The organism is Mammaliicoccus fleurettii (assembly GCF_002018435.1).
GTDB classification, from domain to species: Bacteria; Bacillota; Bacilli; order Staphylococcales; family Staphylococcaceae; genus Mammaliicoccus; species Mammaliicoccus fleurettii.
Map to the genome: position 1 here is coordinate 28,446 of NZ_MWJM01000001.1, position 24,742 is coordinate 53,187.

The 24,742-nt window shown below is 31.5% G+C and carries 26 protein-coding genes; 25 read left to right on the plus strand and 1 reads right to left on the minus strand.

Annotation, left to right across the window (positions count from 1 at the left end; genetic code table 11):
* The first annotated feature begins 128 nt into the window (after positions 1–128).
* From B2G86_RS00130 to B2G86_RS00150, 5 genes are read left to right on the plus strand one after another with little or no spacing between them, the layout of a single operon-like run.
* Positions 129–809, plus strand: a complete 681-nt coding sequence (locus B2G86_RS00130) for a response regulator transcription factor (protein WP_078356106.1) — start codon at positions 129–131, stop codon at positions 807–809.
* Positions 799–2,184, plus strand: coding sequence for a sensor histidine kinase (locus B2G86_RS00135; protein ID WP_078356107.1), 1,386 nt, complete (start codon positions 799–801; stop codon positions 2,182–2,184). The genes B2G86_RS00130 and B2G86_RS00135 overlap by 11 nt, the downstream gene beginning before the upstream one ends.
* A gap of 57 nt (positions 2,185–2,241) precedes the next feature.
* A complete protein-coding gene (gene rsgA / locus B2G86_RS00140) occupies positions 2,242–3,117 on the plus strand; it encodes a ribosome small subunit-dependent GTPase A (RefSeq protein WP_078356108.1) in 876 nt (291 codons plus the stop codon).
* A complete protein-coding gene (rpe, locus tag B2G86_RS00145; protein WP_078356109.1) occupies positions 3,117–3,764 on the plus strand; it encodes a ribulose-phosphate 3-epimerase in 648 nt (215 codons plus the stop codon). Before rsgA ends, rpe begins: the two co-directional genes overlap by 1 nt.
* 2 nt (positions 3,765–3,766) lie before the next feature.
* A complete protein-coding gene (locus B2G86_RS00150; RefSeq protein WP_078356110.1) occupies positions 3,767–4,408 on the plus strand; it encodes a thiamine diphosphokinase in 642 nt (213 codons plus the stop codon).
* Between the two features lie 54 nt (positions 4,409–4,462).
* Here the strand turns inward: B2G86_RS00150 and rpmB are convergent, their stop codons facing one another.
* Positions 4,463–4,651 (minus strand): 50S ribosomal protein L28, encoded by a 189-nt coding sequence (gene rpmB, locus B2G86_RS00155; protein ID WP_078356111.1) that lies wholly within the window; start codon positions 4,649–4,651, stop codon positions 4,463–4,465.
* Positions 4,652–4,962: 311 nt separating this feature from the next.
* Here rpmB and B2G86_RS00160 point away from each other — a divergent pair, with 311 nt between their 5' ends.
* The 20 genes from B2G86_RS00160 to B2G86_RS00250 all read left to right on the plus strand — a co-directional run bounded on the left by B2G86_RS00160 (position 4,963) and on the right by B2G86_RS00250 (position 24,683).
* Positions 4,963–5,337, plus strand: a complete 375-nt coding sequence (locus B2G86_RS00160; RefSeq protein WP_016911554.1) for an Asp23/Gls24 family envelope stress response protein — start codon at positions 4,963–4,965, stop codon at positions 5,335–5,337.
* 15 nt (positions 5,338–5,352) lie between these two features.
* A complete protein-coding gene (gene fakA / locus B2G86_RS00165) occupies positions 5,353–7,005 on the plus strand; it encodes a fatty acid kinase catalytic subunit FakA (protein WP_078356112.1) in 1,653 nt (550 codons plus the stop codon).
* Positions 7,006–7,136: 131 nt separating this feature from the next.
* Positions 7,137–7,799 carry an L-serine ammonia-lyase, iron-sulfur-dependent subunit beta gene (gene sdaAB, locus B2G86_RS00170; RefSeq protein WP_078356113.1) on the plus strand — a complete coding sequence of 221 codons (663 nt, stop codon included), beginning with the start codon at positions 7,137–7,139 and terminating at the stop codon, positions 7,797–7,799.
* A gap of 16 nt (positions 7,800–7,815) precedes the next feature.
* Complete coding sequence (gene sdaAA / locus B2G86_RS00175; protein WP_078356114.1) at positions 7,816–8,685, plus strand: L-serine ammonia-lyase, iron-sulfur-dependent, subunit alpha; 870 nt, start codon at positions 7,816–7,818, stop codon at positions 8,683–8,685.
* A 162-nt stretch (positions 8,686–8,847) separates the two neighbouring features.
* On the plus strand, positions 8,848–10,887 hold the full coding sequence (recG, locus tag B2G86_RS00180) for an ATP-dependent DNA helicase RecG (RefSeq protein WP_078356115.1): 2,040 nt from the start codon (positions 8,848–8,850) through the stop codon (positions 10,885–10,887).
* 58 nt (positions 10,888–10,945) lie between these two features.
* Positions 10,946–11,566 carry a class A sortase gene (locus tag B2G86_RS00185; protein ID WP_078356116.1) on the plus strand — a complete coding sequence of 207 codons (621 nt, stop codon included), beginning with the start codon at positions 10,946–10,948 and terminating at the stop codon, positions 11,564–11,566.
* 154 nt (positions 11,567–11,720) lie between these two features.
* Entirely contained in the window at positions 11,721–12,290 is a 570-nt protein-coding gene (gene fapR, locus B2G86_RS00190; RefSeq protein WP_078356372.1) for a transcription factor FapR, read from the plus strand.
* Positions 12,283–13,269 (plus strand): phosphate acyltransferase PlsX, encoded by a 987-nt coding sequence (gene plsX / locus B2G86_RS00195; RefSeq protein WP_078356117.1) that lies wholly within the window; start codon positions 12,283–12,285, stop codon positions 13,267–13,269. Before fapR ends, plsX begins: the two co-directional genes overlap by 8 nt.
* Complete coding sequence (gene fabD / locus B2G86_RS00200) at positions 13,262–14,182, plus strand: ACP S-malonyltransferase (RefSeq protein ID WP_078356118.1); 921 nt, start codon at positions 13,262–13,264, stop codon at positions 14,180–14,182. Before plsX ends, fabD begins: the two co-directional genes overlap by 8 nt.
* Positions 14,182–14,919, plus strand: a complete 738-nt coding sequence (gene fabG / locus B2G86_RS00205) for a 3-oxoacyl-[acyl-carrier-protein] reductase (protein ID WP_078356119.1) — start codon at positions 14,182–14,184, stop codon at positions 14,917–14,919. The genes fabD and fabG overlap by 1 nt, the downstream gene beginning before the upstream one ends.
* A gap of 87 nt (positions 14,920–15,006) precedes the next feature.
* Entirely contained in the window at positions 15,007–15,240 is a 234-nt protein-coding gene (locus tag B2G86_RS00210) for an acyl carrier protein (protein WP_078356120.1), read from the plus strand.
* 356 nt (positions 15,241–15,596) lie between these two features.
* On the plus strand, positions 15,597–15,794 hold the full coding sequence (locus B2G86_RS13465; RefSeq protein WP_142242917.1) for a DUF6007 family protein: 198 nt from the start codon (positions 15,597–15,599) through the stop codon (positions 15,792–15,794).
* A gap of 198 nt (positions 15,795–15,992) precedes the next feature.
* Positions 15,993–16,616: a CHAP domain-containing protein gene (locus B2G86_RS00215; RefSeq protein ID WP_078356121.1), complete on the plus strand. Its 624-nt coding sequence runs from the start codon at positions 15,993–15,995 to the stop codon at positions 16,614–16,616.
* A 215-nt stretch (positions 16,617–16,831) separates the two neighbouring features.
* Positions 16,832–17,548, plus strand: coding sequence for a ribonuclease III (gene rnc / locus B2G86_RS00220; RefSeq protein WP_078356122.1), 717 nt, complete (start codon positions 16,832–16,834; stop codon positions 17,546–17,548).
* A 13-nt stretch (positions 17,549–17,561) separates the two neighbouring features.
* Positions 17,562–21,128 (plus strand): chromosome segregation protein SMC, encoded by a 3,567-nt coding sequence (gene smc / locus B2G86_RS00225; protein WP_078356123.1) that lies wholly within the window; start codon positions 17,562–17,564, stop codon positions 21,126–21,128.
* Positions 21,125–22,297 carry a signal recognition particle-docking protein FtsY gene (ftsY, locus tag B2G86_RS00230; RefSeq protein WP_078356124.1) on the plus strand — a complete coding sequence of 391 codons (1,173 nt, stop codon included), beginning with the start codon at positions 21,125–21,127 and terminating at the stop codon, positions 22,295–22,297. Before smc ends, ftsY begins: the two co-directional genes overlap by 4 nt.
* On the plus strand, positions 22,284–22,619 hold the full coding sequence (locus tag B2G86_RS00235) for a putative DNA-binding protein (protein ID WP_078356125.1): 336 nt from the start codon (positions 22,284–22,286) through the stop codon (positions 22,617–22,619). Before ftsY ends, B2G86_RS00235 begins: the two co-directional genes overlap by 14 nt.
* Positions 22,620–22,631: 12 nt before the next feature.
* Positions 22,632–23,996, plus strand: a complete 1,365-nt coding sequence (ffh, locus tag B2G86_RS00240; protein ID WP_078356126.1) for a signal recognition particle protein — start codon at positions 22,632–22,634, stop codon at positions 23,994–23,996.
* 170 nt (positions 23,997–24,166) lie between these two features.
* Complete coding sequence (gene rpsP, locus B2G86_RS00245) at positions 24,167–24,442, plus strand: 30S ribosomal protein S16 (protein ID WP_078356127.1); 276 nt, start codon at positions 24,167–24,169, stop codon at positions 24,440–24,442.
* A gap of 13 nt (positions 24,443–24,455) precedes the next feature.
* Entirely contained in the window at positions 24,456–24,683 is a 228-nt protein-coding gene (locus B2G86_RS00250; RefSeq protein WP_016910740.1) for a KH domain-containing protein, read from the plus strand.
* Positions 24,684–24,742 lie beyond the last annotated feature (59 nt).

A 24,742-nucleotide genomic window follows, 5' to 3' on the forward strand; every position in this document is an offset into this window, starting at 1 on the left:
ATGTAATTGGCTACCAACAAAAAATATAATTTGTTGGTAGTCTTTTTTTAAGTGAAGCGTTATATATTTGAGTTTTTTGTAATAAATACACAACATATTTGGTATCATTATAGGAAAGAGGTGATAACATGGTAACTTGTTTAGTAGTCGATGATGATCGATTTATATTAAATGATTTGAAAAGAGAAATAGAACGTGAAAATATAAATGTTGTAACTAGCCTCAGCGGAGAAGAAGCATTGGAAGTTGTTGAACATAAATATATAGACTTAGCTGTTGTAGATATTATGATGCCAGGTATGAATGGTTTTGAATTATGCCAAACGCTTAAAGAAAGTTTTGATATTCCAGTTATCATGTTAACTGCTAGAGATGAACTGAGTGATAAAGAAAATGCTTTCTTAGCCGGAACAGATGATTATGTCACTAAGCCATTTGAAATGAAAGAGCTTCTCTTTAGAATTAAGGCTGTTTTAAGAAGGTTTAAAATTAATTCTTCAAGTGAATTAAAAATAGGAAACACGCTTGTGAATTCTGTTGATATGGAAATAACAATTAATCAGAAATCAATGCTGCTACCTAAAAAAGAATTTGCACTTTTGGATTATTTAATGAGAAATAAAGATAAAGTATTGCAAAGAGATAAAATTATTGAGGTCGTATGGGGCATAGATTTTGAAGGTGATGAACGAACACTTGATGTCCATATAAAGCGATTAAGAAAAAGACTAGAAAAGTTGGAGAGCGATGTCTTGATAAAAACAGTGAGAGGCGTTGGTTACAAGGCGGTGCTTGAAGATGAAGTTTAAATCATTAGCACAGCGCATTACAATTTATACAATCGTAGTTATGGCAGTCAGTTCAATTTTAGGGTTTATTCTGACAAATATATACTATCACATAGATTTAAAAGAAAAGAATGACTATAAAGTTACAAAAACTTTAAAACAAGTTCAAAAGTATATTGATAAAGATAATGAATTGGATTTGAATGCATATTTACAACATTTAAGTGAACTGCATTATCAAGCTATTTTATACGATGATAAGATGGAAGCAACATATTATGGTGATCATTTTAGAAAATATAATTTAAATGAGAAAGCTGTTAAACAAGTATTGAGTAGTAACACGTATCATGGAATAAAAGAACGCCCATTTAATATTTTTATAACAGGGTTCTTTGACAATGAAACACGAAATACTGTTGGTGTGAAATTAGAGCATCAAGGAGCGGAATATGCTCTGTTTTTAAGACCAAGTGTCGGCTTAATGCTAGGTGAATTTAGAATATTTTTAGCGATTTTACTTGTGCTATTGGTCATTATTTCATTAGTGTTAGTGATGTTTTCAAGTCACTCACTTGCTACGCCAATCAGAAGATTAATGAAGACGACAGAGTCATTAGGTAAAGGTGATTTTGATGTGCAAATTAAAGTAACAAGAGACGATGAAATCGGAATTCTACAATATAGATTTATTGAAATGAGAGACGAGTTAAAACAACTTGAAACAATGCGCCAATCTTTTGTACAAAACGTATCTCACGAAATAAAATCCCCATTACAATCTATTCTAAGTTTGTTAAGAGAACTAGAATACGAAGAAGTTGAAAGTAAAAGAGTACAAATCATAGAGGATATATACGGTAGAGCATATCGCTTAAGTAATTTGACGAAACAACTATTATTATTATCTGAATTAGATAATAGCGAACACCTTTCATTTAATGAGACTGTTGAATTAAATAAAATTATGAAAGAAGTCGTCAGAAATTTAAATTATTTATTAGACGAGAAAGAAGTATCTATAATTTTTGATATGGAAGAAATAGTAATTCAAGGTAATAATAAATTGTTATACCAAGCATTTTATAATATTTTAAATAATGCGATTAAATATTCTCCAGAATATAGCATGATTCAAATTAAAGTATTTCAACAAGATGACTTTATAACTGTAGCAATCATTGATGAAGGTTATGGAATGTCACAAGAACAATTAAGTCAGATTAAAGATAGATTTTATAAAGGGGATCAATCACATAATGTGCATGTTGATAGTAATGGTCTAGGTTTATCGATTGTTGATTCTATTGTTGAACATCATGATGCTCATATTTTCTTTAATAGTGAAGTTGATAAAGGTACTAAAGTTACAATTTTGTTCAAAAATAATGTGTGATGACTATAAAGTTATCCTCATTTGGTATAATAAAAATAAAGTGAGGCAGGTGTTATATTGAAAACTGGTCGTATAATAAAATCAATTAGTGGCGATTATTCAGTTCAAACTAGTGATGGCGTATATATTACAAAAGCTAGAGGTTTATTTCGAAAGAAGAAAATGTCTCCAGTAGTAGGAGATATAGTAGATTTTCAAGTTGAAAATAAGACTGGTGGTTATATTCATCATATCCATACAAGAGAAAATATTTTATTAAGACCACCTGTTTCTAATATAGACAGAGTCATTGTAGTGATTAGTGCGATTGAACCTGAATTTAGTCAACAATTGTTAGATAGATTTTTAGTAGTGGTACATTCATATCATATTACCCCTATAATATGCGTCACTAAAAAAGATTTAGCAAATAAAGTTGAAATTAGTAAAATAGAAGAAATATTAAAAAATTATGAAGAAGTCGGCTATGAAACACTATTTGTTGGTGAAGACGATGATTTAACACAATCTATTAAACCGTTAATCAAAGGTATAATTGTATTAAGTGGACAATCAGGTGTCGGTAAATCAACAATTATGAATCGTCTATTTAAAGATTTAAACTTGGAAACAAATAAAATATCAAAAGCACTTAATAGAGGTAAACATACGACAAGACATGTAGAATTGTATGAAATGGAAGATGGTTACTTAGCGGATACACCTGGCTTTAGTGCTTTAGATTTCTCTCATATAGAAAAAGAAGAGTTGGCTGACCTGTTTCCAGAATTTGAAGCGATCAAGTCAGAATGTAAATTTAGAAATTGTACACATATTAACGAACCAAAGTGTGCAGTAAAAGAACTTATCGAAGAAAAAGAATTTTATAAATTAAGATATAAGCACTATTTAACATTGTTTGAAGAAATTCAAAATAGAAAGGTAAGATATTAATGGTTAAAATAGCACCTTCACTTTTAGCATGTGATTTTGCAATATTGAAAGAAGAAGTAACGAGCGTTAAAGAATCTGGAGCAGAGATACTTCATTTTGATGTAATGGACGGTCAATTCGTACCAAATATTTCTATTGGATTACCAATCTTAGAATCATTGAGAAAAGTAACAGATATGACAATTGATACACATTTAATGATTGAAAATCCAGAACAAATGATCGATTTATTTTGTGAAGCAGGAAGTGATATGGTATCTGTACATTATGAAGCAACAAACCATATTCATAGAGCAATTCAACAAATTAAGTCACATAATAAATTAGCAGGTGTTGTTATTAACCCTGGTACACCTGTAGTACTATTATCTCAAATACTAGTTGATGTAGACTTCGTACTTATCATGACGGTAAACCCTGGTTTTGGTGGACAAGGATTTATTGAAAGTACATTAGATAAAATAACTTGGTTAAATCAATATAGAAAAGATAATAATTTAAACTATGAAATAGAAGTAGATGGTGGCATAAACGATCAAACAGGAAAATTATGTAAAGATCAAGGAGCAGATATTTTAGTTGCAGGATCTTATTATTTCAAACATGAAGACTATAAAGAACCAGTTCGTAAATTAAAGGGTGAATAATTTTGAAAGTGAATTTATTATGTAGTTTACGTAATGTAGATGAAAGTGTTTTTCTAGAACAACAATCTGACTGGATAGGTGTAGATAGAGGTACTTTAGAATTATTAAATCATCAAATAAAACCTATAGCAGCAGTTGGTGATTTTGACTCAGTCACAGAGAAAGAGTTAAATCAAATAAAAGAACAAATTGAAATTGACCCAGTAAAAAAGGAAAAAGATGATACAGATTTAGCATTAGCAGTTAATCTTGCAGTCGAATTAGGTTACTCTGAAATTAAGATATATGGAGCAACTGGTGGTCGCTTAGATCACTTTATGGGTGCAATTCAAATATTAACTAAACCAGAATTTTTAGCAGATGATATTAAAATATCTCTAATTGATCATCAAAATATAATTAATGTTTTGAAACGGGGGAATCATAGAATTTCACAAAATGAGGGTATGAAGTATATCTCTTTTGTACCTTTAACATCAAATATTCGTGTGAAATTAGAACAATTTAAATATGAATTACCATATACAACTTTAGAACAAGGTTCGACTTTGACTATTAGTAATGAGTTTAAAGAAGGGTTTGAACAGCCTAAAGTAACAGTTGAGCTTGGAAATATATTAGTGATTCAAAGTAAAGATAAATAAAAAAAGAGAACCTTCCACACAAAGGTTCTCTTTACTATATGTGACTTATATTCATTAAACGCGTGTAACTTTACCTGATTTAAGAGCACGAGCAGAAACCCATACACGTTTAGGTTTACCGTCAACTAAAATTCTAACTTTTTGTAAGTTAGCGTTCCAACGACGTTTGTTAGCATTTAATGCGTGAGAACGATTATTACCCGTTCTAGCTTTACGACCTGTTACGAAACATTCTTTAGCCATAAATATCCTCCTTTAATGAAATATAAATACACATTTATTTACGTTTACACACTTTAATAATATAACACGCAGGTATAATTTATTCAACGGATTTTTTACAAAAAACAGAAAAAATAATAACAAATTTCGGAAAAAGTGTTTTAAAGTTCGATTTATTTGTTATAATGATATCTTGTGAAAACGTTGTATAAAATAACGTGAATAAAATTATGAATTCTTGCGATTTGAGTATGTTATTAAGTATAATTAAACAGAACATATAAAAGTAAAGATAGTTATTTATAACTTAGATGTGTAGGAGGGACGTAATCATGACTTTAGAAATTACAAATGAGTATGGAAGTATCGATATTTCAAATGATGTTATCGCAACACTTGCTGGCGGAGCTGCAGTAGAATGTTATGGTATCGTAGGAATGGCAAGTAAACACCAAGTAAGAGATGGAATTGCTGAAATTCTAGGACGTGACAATTATGCCAAAGGTGTTATTGTATCTCAAAATGAAGGTGTACTTGATGTAGATATGTATATAATTGTGAGTTATGGTACGAAAATCTCAGAAATAGCAAACAATGTCCAATCTGCTGTTAAATATACTTTAGAACAATCATTAAATTTAAAAGTCAACGCAGTAAACATATATATCCAAGGTGTTAGAGTTATTAATGATGATGAGGAAGCATAGGGAGGCAATTAGAGTATGAAAAAGATTGACGGCAAATTGTTTGCTGACATGATCGTTCAAGGATCAGACAGTTTATCAAACAATGCAGACTTTGTAGATTCTTTAAACGTATTTCCAGTTCCAGATGGAGATACAGGTACAAATATGAATTTATCTATGTCATCTGGTGCTGCTGAGGTGAAATCTCAAGATAGCGCACATATCGGTGAAGTGGGTAAAGTATTTTCAAAAGGTTTATTAATGGGAGCAAGAGGTAACTCAGGTGTTATCTTATCTCAATTATTTAGAGGATTCTCAAAATCAATTGAGAATGAAAGTGAAATTGACGCTAAACAATTTGCTAAAGCTTTCCAGTCTGGTGTTAACACTGCTTATAAGGCTGTTATGAAGCCAGTAGAAGGAACTATTTTAACTGTAGCGAGAGTTGCAGGTGAAGCAGCTATGAATTCTTCAGAAACGACAGATGATATCATTACAATTATGGAAGCTGTAATTGAACAAGGACAAAAAGCGTTAGAAAATACACCCAATCAATTGCCTGTACTTAAAGAAGTCGGTGTAGTTGATAGTGGTGGACAAGGCTTGATGTTTGTATACGAAGGCTTCTTAGCAACTTTAAAAGGTGAAAAAATTGAACCTAATAAAGAAAAAGTTAATACTGATGAATTTATAAATGATGACCACGATTTTGGTGGTGTTATGAATACAGAAGACATCGTATTTGGTTATTGTACTGAAATTATGGTTCGCTTTGGAAAAGATAAAAAACCTTTCAATGAAGACCAATTTAGAGAAGATATGAGTCAATTTGGTGATTCTTTATTAGTGATTTCAGATGATGAAATCGTTAAAATTCATGTGCATTCAGAAACTCCGGGAGAAGTGCTTACATATGGCAGCCAGTACGGAGAACTTATCAAAATTAAAATCGAAAATATGCGTGAACAACATAGAGAAGTACTTAGAAAAAGTGCAGATAAGAAAATTAAGCAAGAACAGCAACAAGAAGCTGTAGACACAGCTATTATTACGATTTCTATGGGCGAAGGTATAACTAAGTTATTCAAATCACTTGGTGCTACACATGTAATAAGTGGTGGCCAAACAATGAATCCTTCAACAGAAGATATCGTAAAAGTTGTTAAACAATCTGGTTGTAAAAATGCAATCATATTACCAAATAATAAAAATATTATAATGGCAGCTGAGCAAGTAGGACATTTAGTTGATATTCCAGTAGCTGTTGTGACTTCAAAAACAGTTTCTCAAGGACTTTCAGCGATGTTAAACCTTAATTTAGAACAATCAATTGAAGAAAACAAAGCTCAAATGGAAGAAGCGATGAGTTTTGTTAAATCTGGATCTGTAACTTATGCTGTTAGAGATACAAATATTGATGGTATAACTATTAAAAAAGGCGAATACATGGGAATACATGAAAGCAGTATTAAAGTAAGTGATGCTGATCATCTTTCAGTTAGTAAGAAATTAATCGATGAAATGATTGATGAAGATAGTGAAATCCTTACAATTATAAAAGGTGAAGATGCTTCTGATGACGAAGTTGCTCAATTAGAATCATACATTGAAGAAAACTATGAAGACGTTGAAGTAGAAGTACATCAAGGTGATCAACCGATCTATTCATTCTTATTCTCAGTAGAATAATTTTGTTAAATAAAAAAACAACAATGTTAAACAAAAAGCATTGTTGTTTTTTATATTCTAAAACGCTTACAAAATGTATTAAAATTGTTATAATGATAAGGTGAAATTAAAAGAGAAGCGAGTGATTATTGATGAAATATAGAAGTGTCTTTGACATTATAGGTCCTGTCATGGTTGGACCATCTTCATCACATACTGCAGGAGCAGTTAGAATTGGTTTGATAGCTAGAGGGTTATTTGATGGGAAACCAGATCATATAGATATATATTTGTACGGGTCTTTTATGGAAACATATAAAGGTCATGGAACAGATGTTGCACTTGTTGGAGGTATTTTAGGTTATGATACTGATGACGACAGAATTAAAACGAGCTTAGAAGAAGCTGAACAACAAGGAATAGATGTTAACTTTATCGAAATGTTCGAGGAAAGATCGCATCCTAATACTGCAATAATAAGTATGAGAAATAAAGAAATGGAAATTTCAGTTGAAGGTATTTCTATTGGTGGCGGTAAAGTGGAAATCGTTGCAATAAATGGTTTCCAAATCGCGATCAGTGGGAATTATCCAGCATTATTAGTATTCCATAATGATACGTTTGGTACGATTGGAAAAGTTACAAATGTATTTGGTGATCATCAAATTAATGTTGGAAGTATGCAAGTTGCCCGTAAAGAAAAAGGTGAACTTGCTTTAATGACTTGTGAACTAGACGATGATATCCCAGAAGATGTATTAGGGAAAATAAAAGATATCGATGGTGTACAAACAGTGTCATTAATGGGGGAATAATAGAAGGAGGGTTATCATGTTCCAAAGTGTGAAAGAACTTATAGAAATTTGTGAACGAGAAAATAAAAAAATATACGAAGTCATGATTGAACAGGAAATGCGTGTTTCGAAGCTCTCCAAAGAAGAAATATATCAAAATATGGAACGCAATTTAGATACAATGGAAAAAGCGATAGAACGTGGGATTAATGGTGTATCATCTACAACTGGATTAACAGGCATGGATGCTGTATTATTACAAAAATATTTAGAAAGTGGTCAGTCACTTTCAGGTGATTTAATGATTGATGCTGTTAGCAAAGCAGTAGCTACAAATGAAGTTAATGCAGCAATGGGTAAAATTTGTGCAACACCTACAGCAGGTTCGGCAGGCGTCGCTCCTGGTGTGTTGTTTGCACTTAAAAAAAGATTGAATCCAACTAGAGAAGATATGATTCATTTCTTATTTACAACAGGTGCTTTTGGTTTTGTCGTTGCAAATAATGCATCTATTTCTGGCGCAGCAGGTGGATGTCAAGCAGAAGTTGGTTCTGCAGCTGCAATGAGTGCAGCTGCAACAGTGGAAATGGCTGGAGGTACACCTCAACAATCTGCAGAAGCATTTGCAATTAGTTTAAAAAATATGCTCGGACTTGTTTGTGACCCAGTTGCAGGATTAGTAGAAGTTCCTTGTGTTAAAAGAAATGCAGCAGGTGCATCAAATGCAGTTATTTCAGCTGATATGGCATTAGCAGGTGTGAAATCAAGAATACCTACTGATGAAGTAATAGAAGCTATGTATAAAATTGGGCAAACAATGCCATCAGCTCTACGTGAAACAGGACGTGGTGGTTTGGCAGGTACGCCGACAGGTGAAAGATTAAAACAAGAAATATTTGGTAACTAGAATGGATATTTAGAGGCTATGACAAAACTTTATTGTCACAGTCTCTTTTTTGTTTATATATAAGGTTAATTGTTCTACACAATTGTTTGTAAAATGAATTCGATTGGTTAATCATAAATATTTGTTCTATAATTAGAGTATTAATTAATATAGGTGATAAAAATGAGAAAGCAACATCTGATATATACAGACCATACACTGCAAGAACTTAAAGGTGTTGGACCGAAAAGTCTTCAGCTGTTAAATGAATTAAATATTTATACTTTAGAAGACCTTGTACTGTATTTACCAACTCGTTATGAAGATGAATCAGTCATCAATTTAAATGAAGCTAATGATGGTGATGTTGTAACAGTTATAGGAGAAGTATATTCTAGTCCAACTGTTGCATTTTTTGGTAGAAATAAATCAAAATTAACATGCCATATGATGATAGATAATATAGCTGTAAAAGTAACATTCTTTAATCAACCATATTTGAAAAAAAGACTCATAATGGGTGAAACGGTAACGGTGAAGGGCAAATGGGAACAAAAGAAACAAGTTATAACAGGTCAAAAAGTTATGGCGGAAAAAGAAGATGGTGGCAATGCATTAACCCCTATATATAGATCGAAAGAGGGGCTTAAACAAAAGCAACTTAATAAATATATAGAGCAAGCATTAAGTCTAGTTGATATAGACGAATGGTTATCTCCAGAATTAATGACAAAATATAAATTAATGTCATTAAAAGATGTCATACCTATATTACATAAACCTGTACAGTTTGAGCATTTAAAATTAGCTCGTCGTACATTTTCATTTAATGAGTTATTTCTATTTCAGCTCAAAATGAAGTGGTTAAGTAAATTGGAGAAAGAATCTAATAAAATTGAAGGACTCAATTATGACGTGAATGAAGTGAAATCATTTATTGAAACATTGCCTTTCGAACTAACAGATGCTCAAAAAAATAGCGTGAATGAAATTTTTAGAGATTTAAAAGCCCCTATTAAAATGCATCGATTATTACAAGGTGATGTAGGATCAGGTAAGACGGTTGTTGCAGCTATAGCAATATATGCTATGTATAATGCTGGTAAACAAAGTGCTTTAATGGTTCCAACAGCTATACTTGCTGAACAACATGCAATTAGCTTAGATGAATTGTTTGGTGGAAAGTTAAATGTAGCCTTATTAACAAGTTCAGTTAAAGGTAAAAAAAGAAAAATACTTTTAGAGCAGTTAGAAGCTGGAGAAATTGATATTTTAGTGGGTACACATGCATTAATACAAGATGATGTATCATTTAATGAAATAGGTTTAGTTATTATTGACGAACAACATCGCTTTGGTGTGAATCAAAGGAAAAAGTTAAGAGAAAAAGGTGCTGATACAAACGTGTTGTTTATGACTGCAACACCAATACCTAGAACTTTATCAATATCAGCATTTGGAGAAATGGACGTTACTTCAATCAAACAAATGCCTAAAGGTCGTAAAGAAATTATAACATCATGGGCTAAACATGATGAGATAGATAATGTGTTAAATAAACTCAATAGTGAAATCGTAAAGGGACGTCAAGCGTATGTTATATGTCCATTGATTGAAGAGAGTGAAGCACTTGATGTTCAAAATGTTGTAGCAATATATGAACAGTTGCAGTTAAGATTTGGTTCTGAAAAAGTAGGACTTGTTCATGGGAAAATGCATGCTGACGATAAAGATGAAATTATGAATAAATTTAGCAATAATGAAATAGCAATTTTAGTATCTACAACGGTTGTTGAAGTAGGTGTAAACGTCCCTAATGCAACATATATGGTCATTTATGATGCGGATCGATTTGGTTTATCTACACTACATCAATTACGAGGAAGAGTAGGTCGTAGTCATCACCAAAGTTATTGTACTTTAGTTGCATCTCCAAAAACTGAAAGTGGAGTAGAACGTATGCATATTATGACTGAATCAACTGATGGATTTTACTTATCTGAAAGAGACTTAGAAATGAGAGGTCCGGGTGATTTCTTTGGTGTAAAACAAAGTGGATTGCCAGACTTTAGAGTTGCAAATATTGTTGAAGATTATAGAATGTTGGAAGTCGCTAGAGATGAAGCAAGTGAATTAGTTCAGTCGGGTGAATTTTTTAAACCACAATATGATAAGTTAAGAATGCTTGTTCAAGAATCAATGGAAGAACAAAATTTTGATTGACATCAATAGATGGATTGTATAAATTATAATTACCATAATTTGAGAGTAGGTAAGATACATGAGGTGGGTTTTAAAAATTATAGGAATTTTATTAATCATTACAGCTATTTCAATATTTTTCTGGAATGATATTAGAACTTACTTTACGGAACGCGTTAATGATAAAGTGATTGAATCATATGAAAATCAAAATGATAAAGTTAAAGTGAATCCGATTGAATCGTGGATTACGAAGACTGAAACGAATAAACTCAAAGTTAATGATAATATGGTTGGCTATTTAAAAGTGCCATCTGCAGATATATCTGAGCCTATATTTAAAGGTCCAGCAACGGAACAGAATTTGAAAAATGGTCTGTCATTAGTTGATGAAAATGAACAACTTAATGAGCAAAATGTTGCAATAGCTGGTCATCGTGTCGAAGGGGCAGGTATTAGATTTAATAATTTAGATAGAGCTAAAGTCGGAGATAGCGTTGAGCTCATTACAGTTAAAGGTACAAAAAAATACAAAATCAATAACATAAAAAATGTTAAACCTAGTCAAGTTGAAGTTTTGAATGAACACAAAGGTAAACCTAACCAATTAACATTAATTACTTGTGATACTTATAATCCTGAAACTTTATTATTTGAAGAGCGTATGATATATACTGCTGTAGAGGAAAAATCATCATAATTTATATTAAAAGAGTGAAAAATTAAATTTCACTCTTTTTTATTGTATTATTTGTTGAGTATATTGTTATACCCGTGTTAGTATAAATAAAGTAGGTCATGATAGCAGGTGCTAATTTTAGCTATAAGTACATAATAGAATGGATATGGATGAAATGAAATTATCGAAAGCAGATCGCCAGAAGGAATTAACAAATCGTTTGAAAGCAGAACCTTTCATAACTGACGAAACTTTAAGTGAATATTTTAAAGTAAGCATCCAAACTATTAGACTGGATAGAATGGAGCTAGGAATTCCTGAATTAAGACGACGTATTAAAGACGTAGCAACACAAAATCATGATGAAATTAAATCATTGCCCATTGAAGATGTAATAGGGGAAATTATTGATATTGAGCTGGATAAATCCGCTATATCAATTTTAGATATTAAAGAAGAACATGTGTTTACACGTAATAAAATTGCGAGAGGTCACTATTTATTTGCTCAAGCAAATTCGTTATGTGTAGCTTTAATCAATGACGAATTAGCATTAACTACTAAGAGTAATGTTCAATTCAAAAAATCAGTAAATTTAAAAGATAGAGTAATCGCTAAAGCTACTGTTATTAGTAAATCTAAACATATAGCTAAAGTTGAAGTAACAAGTACTGTTCATGGGGAACTTGTTTTCCAAGGACAATTTGAAATGTATTATTCGAACGAGGGTGAAAATAATGGTTAAAATTGCGATAGATATGATGGGTGGAGACGAAGCACCAGGTATCGTAATAGAATCGGTAAAAACAGCAATTCATGACTTTCCAGAATTAGAAATTTTATTGTATGGAGATGAAAAACAATATAACTATCAACATGAACGTATAACTTTTCAACATACAGATGAAGTGATAACTATGGATGATGAACCTGTAAGATCTATAAAGAAAAAGAAAAATTCATCTATGGTTTTGATGGCTAATGCTGTTAAAGAAGGGAAAGCAGAAGCGTGTGTATCAGCTGGTAATACGGGTGCGTTGATGAGTAGTGGATTATTTATTGTAGGTAGAATTAAAGGTATAGAAAGACCAGCGTTAGTAGCTACATTTCCTACAGTAACAGGAAAAGGATTTGTATTTTTAGATATCGGTGCAAACTCAGATGCTAAACCTGAACACCTAGTTCAATATGCAAAAATGGGTGAGATATATGCAAAACAAGTTAGAAAAATCGATAATCCTTCACTTGCCTTACTAAATATAGGTACTGAAGAATCTAAAGGTAATGCTGTAACTAAAAAAACATATCAATTATTAAAAGAAGAAAAATTTGATAATTTTATTGGTAATGTTGAGTCAAAATCTTTACTTTTAGATGCATGTGATGTTGTTGTGTCAGATGGATATAACGGGAATTTGGTATTAAAAACAATAGAAGGTACAGCAACTGGTATATTTAAAATGTTAAAAGAGGCAATGACTGCATCAACTAAAAATAAACTAGCTGCACTTACCTTGAAAAAAGATTTTAAAAAAATTAATGATAAAATGGACTATGCCGAATATGGTGGTTCCGTTCTATTAGGACTGAATGGTATCGTCGTAAAAGCACATGGATCATCAAACGAACGAGCTTTTTATAATGCGATTAAACAAGCTAAACTAGCTGCAGATACTAAAATAGTAGATAAAATGAAGAAAGCAGTAGGTGAAATAAATGAGTAAAGTTGCCATTATGTTTCCAGGTCAAGGCTCTCAAAAAGTAGGGATGGCCGAGGATTTATATCAAAAAGAAATTAATTCAACATCCATTTTAGATAGAGCAAATGAATCATTATCTTTTGATTTGCTTGAAATAATGTTTAAAGATCCAGAAGAAATTTTAGGTTTAACAGAATATACTCAACCAGCTTTATTAACACATAGTTCAGCACTAATGAACGCGTTGGAAAATTTAAATTATGACTTTGCTTTAGGACATAGTTTAGGGGAATATTCAGCATTAGTATCAGAAGGTGTATTAAAATTTGAAGATGCAGTTCAAATTGTACATAAACGTGGTACATTAATGTCTGAAGCTTTTCCACAAGGCGTAGGTTCTATGGCTGCAGTCTTAGGACTAAATATTGATGAAGTAAGAGCTATATGTGAGCAATTATCTACAGAAGATAAATTAATTGAACCTGCAAATATTAATTGCCCTGGTCAAATTGTCGTATCTGGACATTCAGAATTAATAGATAAATTAGTCTCAGAAGGTAAATCACATGGAGCAAAGCGTGTTATGCCATTGAAAGTTTCAGGGCCATTTCACTCTTCAATGATGAAAACAATTGCTGAAGATTTTGAAAATTATATTGACCAATTTGAATGGAAAGATGCGAAACATCCAATCGTTCAAAATGTTTATGCAAAACCTGAAACAGACCATAAAGTAATAAAAGAAAACATGGTGAAACAATTATTTTCACCAGTAGAATTCAGTCAATCTATCGAATATTTAATTGATCAAGGTGTAGATCATTTTATTGAAGTAGGTCCGAATAAAGTTTTATCTGGTTTAGTCAAAAAAATTAGCCGAGATGTTAAAATAACATCAATTCAAACTATTGATGATATTAAAGGATGGAATGAATAATGACAAAAACAGCAATCGTAACGGGTGCTTCTAGAGGTATTGGTAGAAAAATCGCACTAGAACTTGGTAAAGAAGGCTATAACGTAGTCGTAAACTATGCAGGAAACAAAGAAAAAGCTGAACAAGTTGTTTCTGAAATAAAAGAATTCGGTGTAGATGCATTTGCTATACAAGCTAACGTTAGTGAAATTGATGAAGTAAAAGCTATGATTAAAGAAACTACGAATCAATTTGGAACAATTGATGTATTAGTAAATAATGCAGGTATTACAAAAGATAATTTATTGATGAGAATGAAACAAGATGAATGGGATGACGTAATTAACACAAATTTAAAAGGCGTATTTAACTGTGTTCAAGCAGTTACAAGACCTATGTTAAAACAAAAGTCAGGCCGTATTATCAACCTTTCAAGTGTCGTTGGTGCTTTAGGTAATCCTGGTCAAGTAAACTATGTTGCTACTAAATCAGGTGTAGAAGGTATGACAAGAACCTTCGCAAGAGAATTAGCATCAAGAGGTATAACTTGTAACGCTGTAGCCCCAGGTTTTATCGTTTCAGATATGACAGATCAACTATCAGATGATTTAAAAGAACAAATGAAGTCACAAATACCATTAGCAAGATTTGGTGAAGATAGTGATATTGCGAATACTGTAGCGTTCCTTGCAAGCGATAAAGCAAGTTATATAACAGGTCAAACAATTCATGTTAATGGCGGAATGTACATGCAATAGGATTTATTATATAGTAATACATGGTAGTAAGAGAAATTGTATTTCTTATTATATAGAATAGACAATTATTTAAAGGAGGTGAATGGAATGGCAAGTTTCGATAAAGTTAAAGAAATTATTGTAGATCGTTTAGGCGTAGACGCTGAAAAAGTAACACCTGAAGCTTCATTTAAAGATGATTTAGGTGCTGATTCTTTAGATATCGCTGAATTAGTAATGGAATTAGAAGATGAATTTGATATGGAAATCCCTGATGAGGAAGCAGAAAAAATCAACACAGTTGGTGACGCTGTTAAATATATTGAATCATTAGAAAAATAATTCTATATTTGAGAAAGGCTGAGACAAATTTTGTCTCAGCCTTTAATTATTTATTATATACTTCATGTATAACTTGAGAGTCACTATTATGATTTAGTATTTCTTCACTTTCTTCTTTGATAAGTTTTTCATTCATACTTCTAGCGAAACACCATCTGAATCGCTCTTAAAGAGAAACATCTATACCTCCGTGATTTCTGTATTGTGGGTATTTTTAAGAGGTATTCAAATTCTTACAATAAAAGGTAAATTGGTATATAATGTAAAAAAGATAAAATAGCTATACTAGAATTTAAAACTTATTACAAGAGAGGGAATGATGCATGTAAAATACTAAGTTAGACAGGAGGTATATTGTGAACAATTTAAAAGAAATATATGAAAGTATAACATTATTAGAATTTATATGTTTTATACCAATGTTGTTCTTATTTTCCTATTTACCTACACCAAATATATTAAGCATAATTATTAATATATTTATAGTTATTTTTTGCTGCTTTGGGGTTTTATATTTATTTTATTTATTTAAAAGTATAAGACAAGATAAATAAAATCAAACATAAAAGTAACTGTAAAGAACTCTAGGACACTAGATTTCTTTACAGTTACTTTTATGTTTTTAATTGAATAATTTACAAAAATTGGAATCTATACTTAATCTATATAACCTATCCAGTATACTTTATATATGTTAAAATGTTTTAATATTCCAAATAGGAATATTAAATACATAATGTTAAAGGGGATGTATGAAAATTAAGTCTAAATTATTGTTAGCGATCGCATTTACGAGTTTGACTGCACTGAATATGAATATGGATGCTGATGCTAAAGATGGCGGCGGTAGTGATACATCTAAAGACAAAACACCTAAGATACAGAACGTAGAAATTGAACATAGAGATTATGATAAAAAATCGAGCAAGGTCCAAAAAGAAGTTGCGAAATCTTCAACAGCTGCCATGAATTATATTTATTCATTAGAAGGTAAAGGCTGGGATTTTGATGGCTATTATGGGTGGCAGTGCTTTGATCTTGTGAACTACTATTGGAATTATTTATATGGTCATGGTTTACACGGTGATTATGCAAAAGATATTCCAACAGCTAATAATTTTAGTGGTGAAGCTACAGTTTATAAGAATTCACCTTCATTTGTTGCAAAACCTGGAGATATTGTAGTATTTAATGGAGATTTTGGTTCTGGAGCAGGTCATACAGCAATTGTATTAAATGGTAATGCTGATGGAAACTTAATGCAATTCCAAAGTCTTGATCAAAATTGGTATGGTGGTGGAACTGATAAGACTGAGGTTGCTCAGCGAATTACACACGATTACGAAAGTGAAATGTGGTTTATCAGACCAAACTAATTAAATGTAAGTTAATTAATTCAAACTGTCGACAAAGTTTATATTTTGTTGGCAGTTTTTTTATGCATTCTATTAGATATATGTTTATATTCTTTCCTTTATTTGTAATATGTATATAGATTATGAACTGTTATTGTTCTTTATGATAATATTCTTTTTTTTTTATGAAATATAACGTAAAATAGATAGGAAACATAATGTTAAGGAGGAAAGGCATGTTTAAAAATAAATCACAAATCATAACCCAGTTTAAAGCCAGATTCGATGAGTTCATGAATGAAGTCGATATCGAATTTGGAAATTATGATATATATGTACAAGCGTTCTCTCATTCTAGTTTTATTAATGATTTTAAACTTGATAAACTAAGTCATAATGAGCGATTAGAATTTTTAGGAGATGCGGTGTTAGAATTGACGGTGTCACAGTTTTTGTATAAGAAATTCCCATTACTTCCAGAGGGTAAGCTCACTAAACTGCGCGCATCAATTGTATGTGAACCATCACTTGTAACATTTGCAATGAGTTTGAATATGAATGAATTACTTTTATTAGGTAAAGGTGAAGAGAAAACGGGTGGACGTGAAAGACCTTCTCTTATAGCTGATGCTTTTGAATCGTTTATTGGTGCATTATATTTGGATAAAGGTCTTGATACTGTAGAAGTATTTTTAAATAAAGTTGTATATCCACATGTTATAGATGACAGTTATACGGCTAATAGAGACTACAAAACTGAATTACAAGAGTTTATGCATCGTCGCAATAAAGGTACGATTACTTATAATTTGTTAGATGAAAGTGGTCCAGCTCATCATAAGTTATTTACTTCAGAAGTATTGTTAAATGGTAATCCTTTAGAAACTGGACAAGGTAGAACGAAAAAAGAATCAGAGCAAAATGCAGCTAAAAAAGCGCTGAATAATGGTTAATAAGGGGTAGTTTATGGTTTATTTAAAATCAATAGATGCATATGGGTTTAAATCTTTTGCTGAACATACACATGTAGATTTTGATAATGGTGTAACAGCTATTGTTGGACCGAATGGTAGTGGGAAAAGTAACATTACGGACGCTATAAAATGGGTTCTAGGCGAACAATCTGCCAAAAGTTTACGTGGTTCTAAGATGGAAGATGTTATATTCAATGGGTCTAAGGAACGTAAGAAATGTCAATATGCAGAAGTTAAATTAACACTAGATAATCATTCTAGAAAATTAAATATAGATGAAGATACAATCACTGTTGAACGTAGACTATATAGAAATGGCGATAGTGAATATTATTTAAATAAGGAACGTACACGTTTGAAATCTGTTATAGATTTATTTTTAGATTCAGGTTTAGGTAAAGAAGCATTCAGTATAATATCACAAGGTAAAGTTGATGAAGTGTTAAATGCTAAACCAACTGATAGAAGATATTTAATAGAGGAAGCTGCCGGAGTCTTAAAATATAAGAAACGTAAGAAAGAAGCTACTCATAAATTAGATGAAACTGAACAAAACTTAAATCGAGTCGAAGATATTGTATTTGACTTAGAAGCGCGAGTTGAGCCTTTAAGAGAAGAAGCAGCAATTGCTGTAGAATATATTGCTTTGAAAGAAGAAATGAAAAAAAGCGATATTACAGTGACTGTATACGATATTGAAAGTTTAAATAAAGATTTTAAACAATTAGAACAAGATATTGAGCATTTTCAAAATCAAAAAGATCAAAAAACAAATGAACTAGATGCAATGACGTTTGAATTAAATGAAAAGAAAAAAGCAAGAGACAACATTTCTTATCAAATTCAAGAATCTAATAAGTCATTAGTAGAAGCTACAGAGTCATTAGAACGATTTACAGGTCAACTCGAAGTATTAAAAGAGCGCCAAAAAAATAGTGATGCAACTAATGAAAGACTAGAAGAAGAAAAGCATGCTTCACAAACGAGAATTAATAAAATTTCTGAACAAATCAAAGAAATTGATGATGAATTATCCACTTTTAAAAGTAAATATCAAGAGATGGTTCAAGTAATAAATCAACTAGAAAGTCAGCTTTCAAATCAAGAAGGTACATTTGAAGAAAGAATTGAACAGCTTAAAGATCGTTACTATCAACTTATGACTGAACAATCAGATATAAATAATGATATTCGATTTTTAGAGGATAAATTAACAACACATCAAGAAAAACAATCTAGATTAGATGGTCGTCAAAAAGAAGTATATGATTCACTTCAAAAAGTTTGGGAAGAAAAAGATTCTTTTACTCAGAAATTGAATGAAGTAGAAAATGAACTTAAAGAAACGACTGAAAAATATAAATCAGACCACGCACTATTGAAAAATAAAGAACAAGAATATAAAGATGCTGAGTCTAAACTGTATCAAGCTTATCGATATACAGAACAAATGAAGACACGTATTAATACTCTGAAAAGTATGCAAGATGAGTATTCTGGTTTTTATTCTGGAGTTAAACATGTTTTAAAAGAAAAATCTTTAAAAGGTATAGAAGGTGCAGTAGCAGAAATAATCGATACACCATCAAAATTAACTACTGCAATCGAAATAGCATTAGGAGCTTCACTTCAACATATTATTGTGCAAGAAGAAAAAGATGCTCGACTTGCAATAAAATATTTAAAAGATAAAAAGTTAGGCAGAGCAACATTTTTACCGATGAATGTTGTGAAAAAACGTTTTGTACCGCAAAATATTGTCGATCAAATAAGTGGAGATAATGGGTTTATAACAGTAGCATCTGAAGGTGTTCAATTTGATCCGAAATACCGCAATATTGTAGAACACTTACTTGGTAGCACAATCATTGCCAAAGACTTAGAAACTGCGAATCAAATCGCTAGAACAATTCAATTTAAGCATAGAATTGTTACCCTTGAAGGTGATGTTATTACACCTGGTGGCGCTATGACAGGTGGCGGTAAAGAGAAGAAAGCAAGTTTGCTATCTCAAAAAGATGAACTGAAAACGACTGAAGATAAATATCAAAACTTCATGCAACAAACTACGCAAATTGAATCAAAAGTAAAATCATTAAAAGCAGACATTCAGCAATTAGAAGAATCTCTTTCAACAACTCAAGAAAGAGGTACAGAACTTAGAGCAAGTGAACACGAAGTAACATTACAACTAGATGCAGTTTTAGCTAAAGAAAAACGTTTGAAAGAAGAAAATGAGACTTTTGAGTTTGAAAAAAATGATGGATATAATTTTGTAAAAGGGCAAGAAACATTACAAGAAAAGAAAAATAAACTTGTTACTATAAAAAATGAGTTAGAAAAAATTGATTTAAATATTAATCAACTCAATGCCTCTTTATCTAATAATAAAGACAGTGAAAAGACTATCCAAAATGAATTGAATGAAAAACGTTCAAACCTTGCAGTCGAAAAAGAACGTAACCGTTTGAAAGAACGAGATAAGAAAAGATTAAAAGAAGATTTAAATGAACAAGAACATACACTAAGTAAAATAAATGATCAATTAGAATTAATTAATTCTGATGAATATACAGGCAGTGGACAGTTTGAAAAAGTAGAAGGTCAAATTCAGCATTTTACTGTCTTAAAACAAGAAATTGAAACTAAAATGATGGATCAACAAGATAAGTATAAATTGATTCAAGAAGAAATTGGGAAAATAGAACAAGATACTCAAACATTACATCAAAATATTTCTGGTTTAGAAACCGGACTTCAAGATATGATAAGTAAACATTCTAAAATTGATATTATGATAGAACATCAATTGTCACATCTGAATGAAACCTATCAACTTACATTTGAAAAAGCACAGTCACTTTATGAAATGCCAGAAGATATTTCAGAAGCTCGAAAAACTGTGAAATTAACTAAGATGTCTATAGATGAATTAGGTCATGTAAACATAAATGCTATTGATCAATTTAAAGAAGTGAATGAAAGATATACTTTCTTAAGCGATCAAAGAACTGATTTATTAGAAGCTAAAGAAACTTTAGAACAAGTTATTTTAGAAATGGATAGTGAAGTATCAACAAGATTTAAAGAAACATTTGATGAAGTTAATCATCATTTTGGCAATGTGTTTAAATCACTATTTAATGGTGGGAGAGCAGAATTGCAGCTTACTGATAAAGACATTCTAAATGCGGGAGTTGAAATTGTTGTGCAACCTCCTGGTAAAAATAGACAATATTTATCATTGTTAAGTGGTGGAGAACGAGCATTATCTGCTATCAGTTTGCTATTTGCGATATTGAAGTCGAGAACAGCTCCATTTGTTATACTTGATGAAGTAGAAGCAGCACTTGATGAACAAAATGTAATCAGATACGCTGAATACTTGGATAAATTAAAAGCAGAAACGCAATTTATCGTGATAACACATAGAAAAGGTACCATGTCTTACGCTGATAGTTTATATGGTGTGACTATGCAAGAAGCAGGCATTTCTAAACTTGTGAGTGTTAACTTAAAATCAATTAAAGAAGAAGAATTGGAGGCATTACAATCATGAGTTTTTTTAAAAGATTAAAAAGTAAATTTTCTCCTTCAGAAGAAACGAATAAAGAATTAGAGACTCAAGAAGAAAAACCAGTTCAAGACTTACCACCTGAATCCAATGAAAAAGAAAATCCTGAAGCGGTACAATTTGATGACGGACTTATGTCATTGGATGAATTTGAGGAATGGGAATCTGAACAACTTGGTGCGAAATTTAAACAAGGACTTGAAAAATCTAGAGAGAATTTCCAAAATAAACTAAATGATTTATTAGCAGTTTATAGAAAAGTAGACGAAGATTTCTTTGAAGCATTAGAAGAAATGTTAATTCAAGCTGATGTTGGTTTCAACACGGTTATGGAATTAGTAGATGAACTACGTATGGAAGCGAAACGTCAAAACATAACTGAAACATCTGAATTAAGAGAAGTTATCGTTGAAAAGATTGTGGATATATATGTACAAGATGATGAAAAAATTGATCGTATGAACATTGAAGATGACCGATTAAATGTTATATTAATGGTTGGTGTTAATGGCGTTGGAAAAACAACAACTATCGGTAAATTAGCACACCGTTATAAACAAGAAGGTAAAAAAGTAGTCTTAGCAGCTGGTGACACATTCCGTGCTGGAGCAATTGAACAATTGAAAGTATGGGGTGAAAGAGTTGGTGTTGAAGTAATAAGTCAAAAAGAAGGTTCTGACCCTGCAGCTGTTATGTATGATGCTGTAAATGCTGCAAAAAATAGAGGTGCAGATATTCTTATTTGTGATACTGCAGGAAGATTACAAAATAAAGCTAACTTAATGAATGAGTTACAAAAAGTTAGAAAAGTTATTGATCGTAACATTCCTGGTGCACCGCATGAAGTATTACTAGCTTTAGATGCTACAACTGGACAAAATGCATTGTCTCAAGCAAAATCATTCAAAGAAGTCACTCAAGTTACAGGTATCGTATTAACTAAACTTGACGGTACTGCAAAAGGTGGTATTGTATTAGCAATACGTAATGAATTACAAATCCCAGTTAAATATGTTGGATTAGGTGAAAAGTTAGACGATTTACAACCGTTTGATGCGGAAAGTTATGTATATGGACTATTCGCTGACATGATTGATTCAAATGAAGATATTGAAAATACTACTGAAGAAGTTGATCATAATGAAGGAAAGTAATGACCTCGTTAAAACGATGAGAATGAATTACTTATTTGATTTTTATCAAGGTTTATTAACAGAAAAACAACGTAATTATTTAGAATTGTATTATTTACAAGATTATGCTTTAAGTGAAATAGCAGAGACTTTTCATGTGAGTCGACAAGCTGTATATGATAATATAAAGCGAACAGATGAATTACTAGAAGAGTATGAAACTAAATTACAACTCTTTAACAAATTTAAAGAACGACAAACAATTATAGACGAATTAAAAAGATTGTCAGGAGATAATCAAGAACTTAAGCAAGCAATAGAACGCTTAGAAATTCTTGAATAGGAGGAGAAATTTATGGCATTTGAAGGGTTATCAGAAAGACTTCAAGCCACGATGCAACGCATCAAAGGTAAAGGTAAAGTTACAGAACAAGACATTAAAGCAATGATGCGTGAAGTACGATTAGCATTGTTAGAAGCGGATGTTAACTTTAAAGTTGTTAAATCTTTTGTTAACACAGTATCTGAACGCGCATTAGGTGCAGATGTAATGCAATCTTTAACACCAGGTCAACAAGTTATCAAAATTGTACAAGATGAATTAACTTCGTTGATGGGTGGAGAAAATAGTAAAATTAATATGAGCAGTAAACCACCAACTGTTGTTATGATGGTTGGTTTACAAGGTGCTGGTAAAACGACAACTGCAGGTAAGTTAGCATTGTTAATGAGAAAGCAATATAACAAAAAGCCATTGCTTGTAGCATGTGATGTTTATAGACCAGCTGCTATTCAACAATTACAAACTGTTGGTAAACAAATTGATATACCTGTCTATACAGAAGGTGATCAAGTTAGTCCAAAAGAAATTACAGAAAATGCTTTGAAATATGCAAGAGAAGAGCATTTAGATTTCGTAATCATTGATACAGCAGGTCGTTTGCACATTGATGAAGCGTTAATGAATGAACTTGTAGATGTTAAAGAAGTATCTACACCTGATGAAATTATGCTTGTAGTAGACTCCATGACAGGTCAAGACGCAGTAAATGTTGCTGAATCGTTTGATAAAACATTAGACGTTTCCGGAGTAACGTTAACGAAATTAGATGGTGATACACGTGGTGGTGCTGCGCTTTCAATTCGTTCCGTAACGAATAAACCAATTAAGTTTATCGGTATGAGTGAGAAACTTGATGGACTTGAGTTATTCCATCCAGAACGTATGGCATCTAGAATTTTAGGTATGGGTGATGTCTTAAGTTTAATTGAAAAAGCCCAAGAGGGTGTAGATGAAACGAAAGCTAAAGAATTAGAAAAGAAAATGAGAACTTCTTCATTTACTTTTGATGATTTCTTAGAACAATTGGAACAAGTAAAAGGATTAGGTTCAATAGATGATCTAATGAATATGATTCCTGGGGCAAACAAAATGAAAGGCATGAAGAATGCTAACATGGACCCTAAACAAATTGATAATGTACAAGCAATTATTCGTTCTATGACTTTAGAAGAAAGAAATAATCCAGAAATCTTAAACGTTTCTAGAAAGCGTCGTATAGCAAAAGGTTCTGGACGATCTTTACAAGAAGTTAATAGATTAATAAAACAATTTGGCGATATGAAGAAAATGATGAAACAATTTACAGGTAGTAATAAAAAAGGTAAAAAGGGCAAAAGAGCTAGTAATCCATTCCAAGGTATGAACTTACCGTTTTAATGTGATTACGATGAACGGTGTATGATTAACGACTTTAATAATCATCATCGTTCTTCTTTTTTAGTAAAATTCAAATTGGTAAAGAGAAAACACTTTACAAACTATTTATATCCTGTTATAGTATTTACTTGTAGAAGATAAATTATAAATGAGTAAGGAGTTTTTTAAACATGGCAGTTAAAATTCGTTTAACACGTAAGGGTTCAAAAAGAAACCCATTTTATCGTATAGTAGTAGCAGATGCACGTTCTCCACGTGATGGTCGTATTATCGAACCAATCGGTACTTACAATCCAGTTGCTAAACCTGAAGCAGAAATCAAAGTTAATGAAGAATTAGCTTTAAAATGGTTAGCTGATGGAGCAAAACCTACTGATACAGTTCGTGATATCTTATCAACTCAAGGTATCATGGAGAAATTCCATAATTCTAAACTTTCTAAGTAAAGCGTAGATTATATTGGAAAAATTAATACAAACAATTATAGTACCGCTCGTAGATTATCCGGAGAACATCAATATATCTAAAGATGAACAAGATTCTAGCATTACGTTCAATATAGACGTTCATGAAGAAGACATTGGCAGAATTATTGGTAAGAAGGGCAGAATGATTAAAGCCATTCGTACAATTGTGTCTGGTTCAATGAACGAGTATGGCAAGAAAGTGTTTGTAGAAGTTAATTAAGAGTGCCTATTCGGTGCTCTTTTTTATTGTTAATTAAGAAACAGTTGAGGAGGCTTGGC

Excerpts from the sequence above, each read along its gene's own strand:
- rnc (WP_078356122.1), top strand. The coding sequence starts at position 16,832 with ATGTTTAAAAATAAATCACAAATCATAACCCAGTTTAAAGCCAGATTC.
- B2G86_RS00130 (WP_078356106.1), top strand. The coding sequence starts at position 129 with ATGGTAACTTGTTTAGTAGTCGATGATGATCGATTTATATTAAATGAT.
- rpsP (WP_078356127.1), top strand. The coding sequence starts at position 24,167 with ATGGCAGTTAAAATTCGTTTAACACGTAAGGGTTCAAAAAGAAACCCA.
- rpmB (WP_078356111.1), bottom strand. The coding sequence starts at position 4,651 with ATGGCTAAAGAATGTTTCGTAACAGGTCGTAAAGCTAGAACGGGTAAT.
- B2G86_RS00235 (WP_078356125.1), top strand. The coding sequence starts at position 22,284 with ATGAAGGAAAGTAATGACCTCGTTAAAACGATGAGAATGAATTACTTA.
- recG (WP_078356115.1), top strand. The coding sequence starts at position 8,848 with ATGAGAAAGCAACATCTGATATATACAGACCATACACTGCAAGAACTT.
- sdaAA (WP_078356114.1), top strand. The coding sequence starts at position 7,816 with ATGTTCCAAAGTGTGAAAGAACTTATAGAAATTTGTGAACGAGAAAAT.
- ffh (WP_078356126.1), top strand. The coding sequence starts at position 22,632 with ATGGCATTTGAAGGGTTATCAGAAAGACTTCAAGCCACGATGCAACGC.
- B2G86_RS00185 (WP_078356116.1), top strand. The coding sequence starts at position 10,946 with ATGAGGTGGGTTTTAAAAATTATAGGAATTTTATTAATCATTACAGCT.
- smc (WP_078356123.1), top strand. The coding sequence starts at position 17,562 with ATGGTTTATTTAAAATCAATAGATGCATATGGGTTTAAATCTTTTGCT.
- B2G86_RS00215 (WP_078356121.1), top strand. The coding sequence starts at position 15,993 with ATGAAAATTAAGTCTAAATTATTGTTAGCGATCGCATTTACGAGTTTG.
- fapR (WP_078356372.1), top strand. The coding sequence starts at position 11,721 with ATGAAATTATCGAAAGCAGATCGCCAGAAGGAATTAACAAATCGTTTG.
- B2G86_RS00210 (WP_078356120.1), top strand. The coding sequence starts at position 15,007 with ATGGCAAGTTTCGATAAAGTTAAAGAAATTATTGTAGATCGTTTAGGC.
- rpe (WP_078356109.1), top strand. The coding sequence starts at position 3,117 with ATGGTTAAAATAGCACCTTCACTTTTAGCATGTGATTTTGCAATATTG.
- ftsY (WP_078356124.1), top strand. The coding sequence starts at position 21,125 with ATGAGTTTTTTTAAAAGATTAAAAAGTAAATTTTCTCCTTCAGAAGAA.
- fakA (WP_078356112.1), top strand. The coding sequence starts at position 5,353 with ATGAAAAAGATTGACGGCAAATTGTTTGCTGACATGATCGTTCAAGGA.
- B2G86_RS00160 (WP_016911554.1), top strand. The coding sequence starts at position 4,963 with ATGACTTTAGAAATTACAAATGAGTATGGAAGTATCGATATTTCAAAT.
- fabD (WP_078356118.1), top strand. The coding sequence starts at position 13,262 with ATGAGTAAAGTTGCCATTATGTTTCCAGGTCAAGGCTCTCAAAAAGTA.
- fabG (WP_078356119.1), top strand. The coding sequence starts at position 14,182 with ATGACAAAAACAGCAATCGTAACGGGTGCTTCTAGAGGTATTGGTAGA.
- sdaAB (WP_078356113.1), top strand. The coding sequence starts at position 7,137 with ATGAAATATAGAAGTGTCTTTGACATTATAGGTCCTGTCATGGTTGGA.
- B2G86_RS00135 (WP_078356107.1), top strand. The coding sequence starts at position 799 with ATGAAGTTTAAATCATTAGCACAGCGCATTACAATTTATACAATCGTA.
- plsX (WP_078356117.1), top strand. The coding sequence starts at position 12,283 with ATGGTTAAAATTGCGATAGATATGATGGGTGGAGACGAAGCACCAGGT.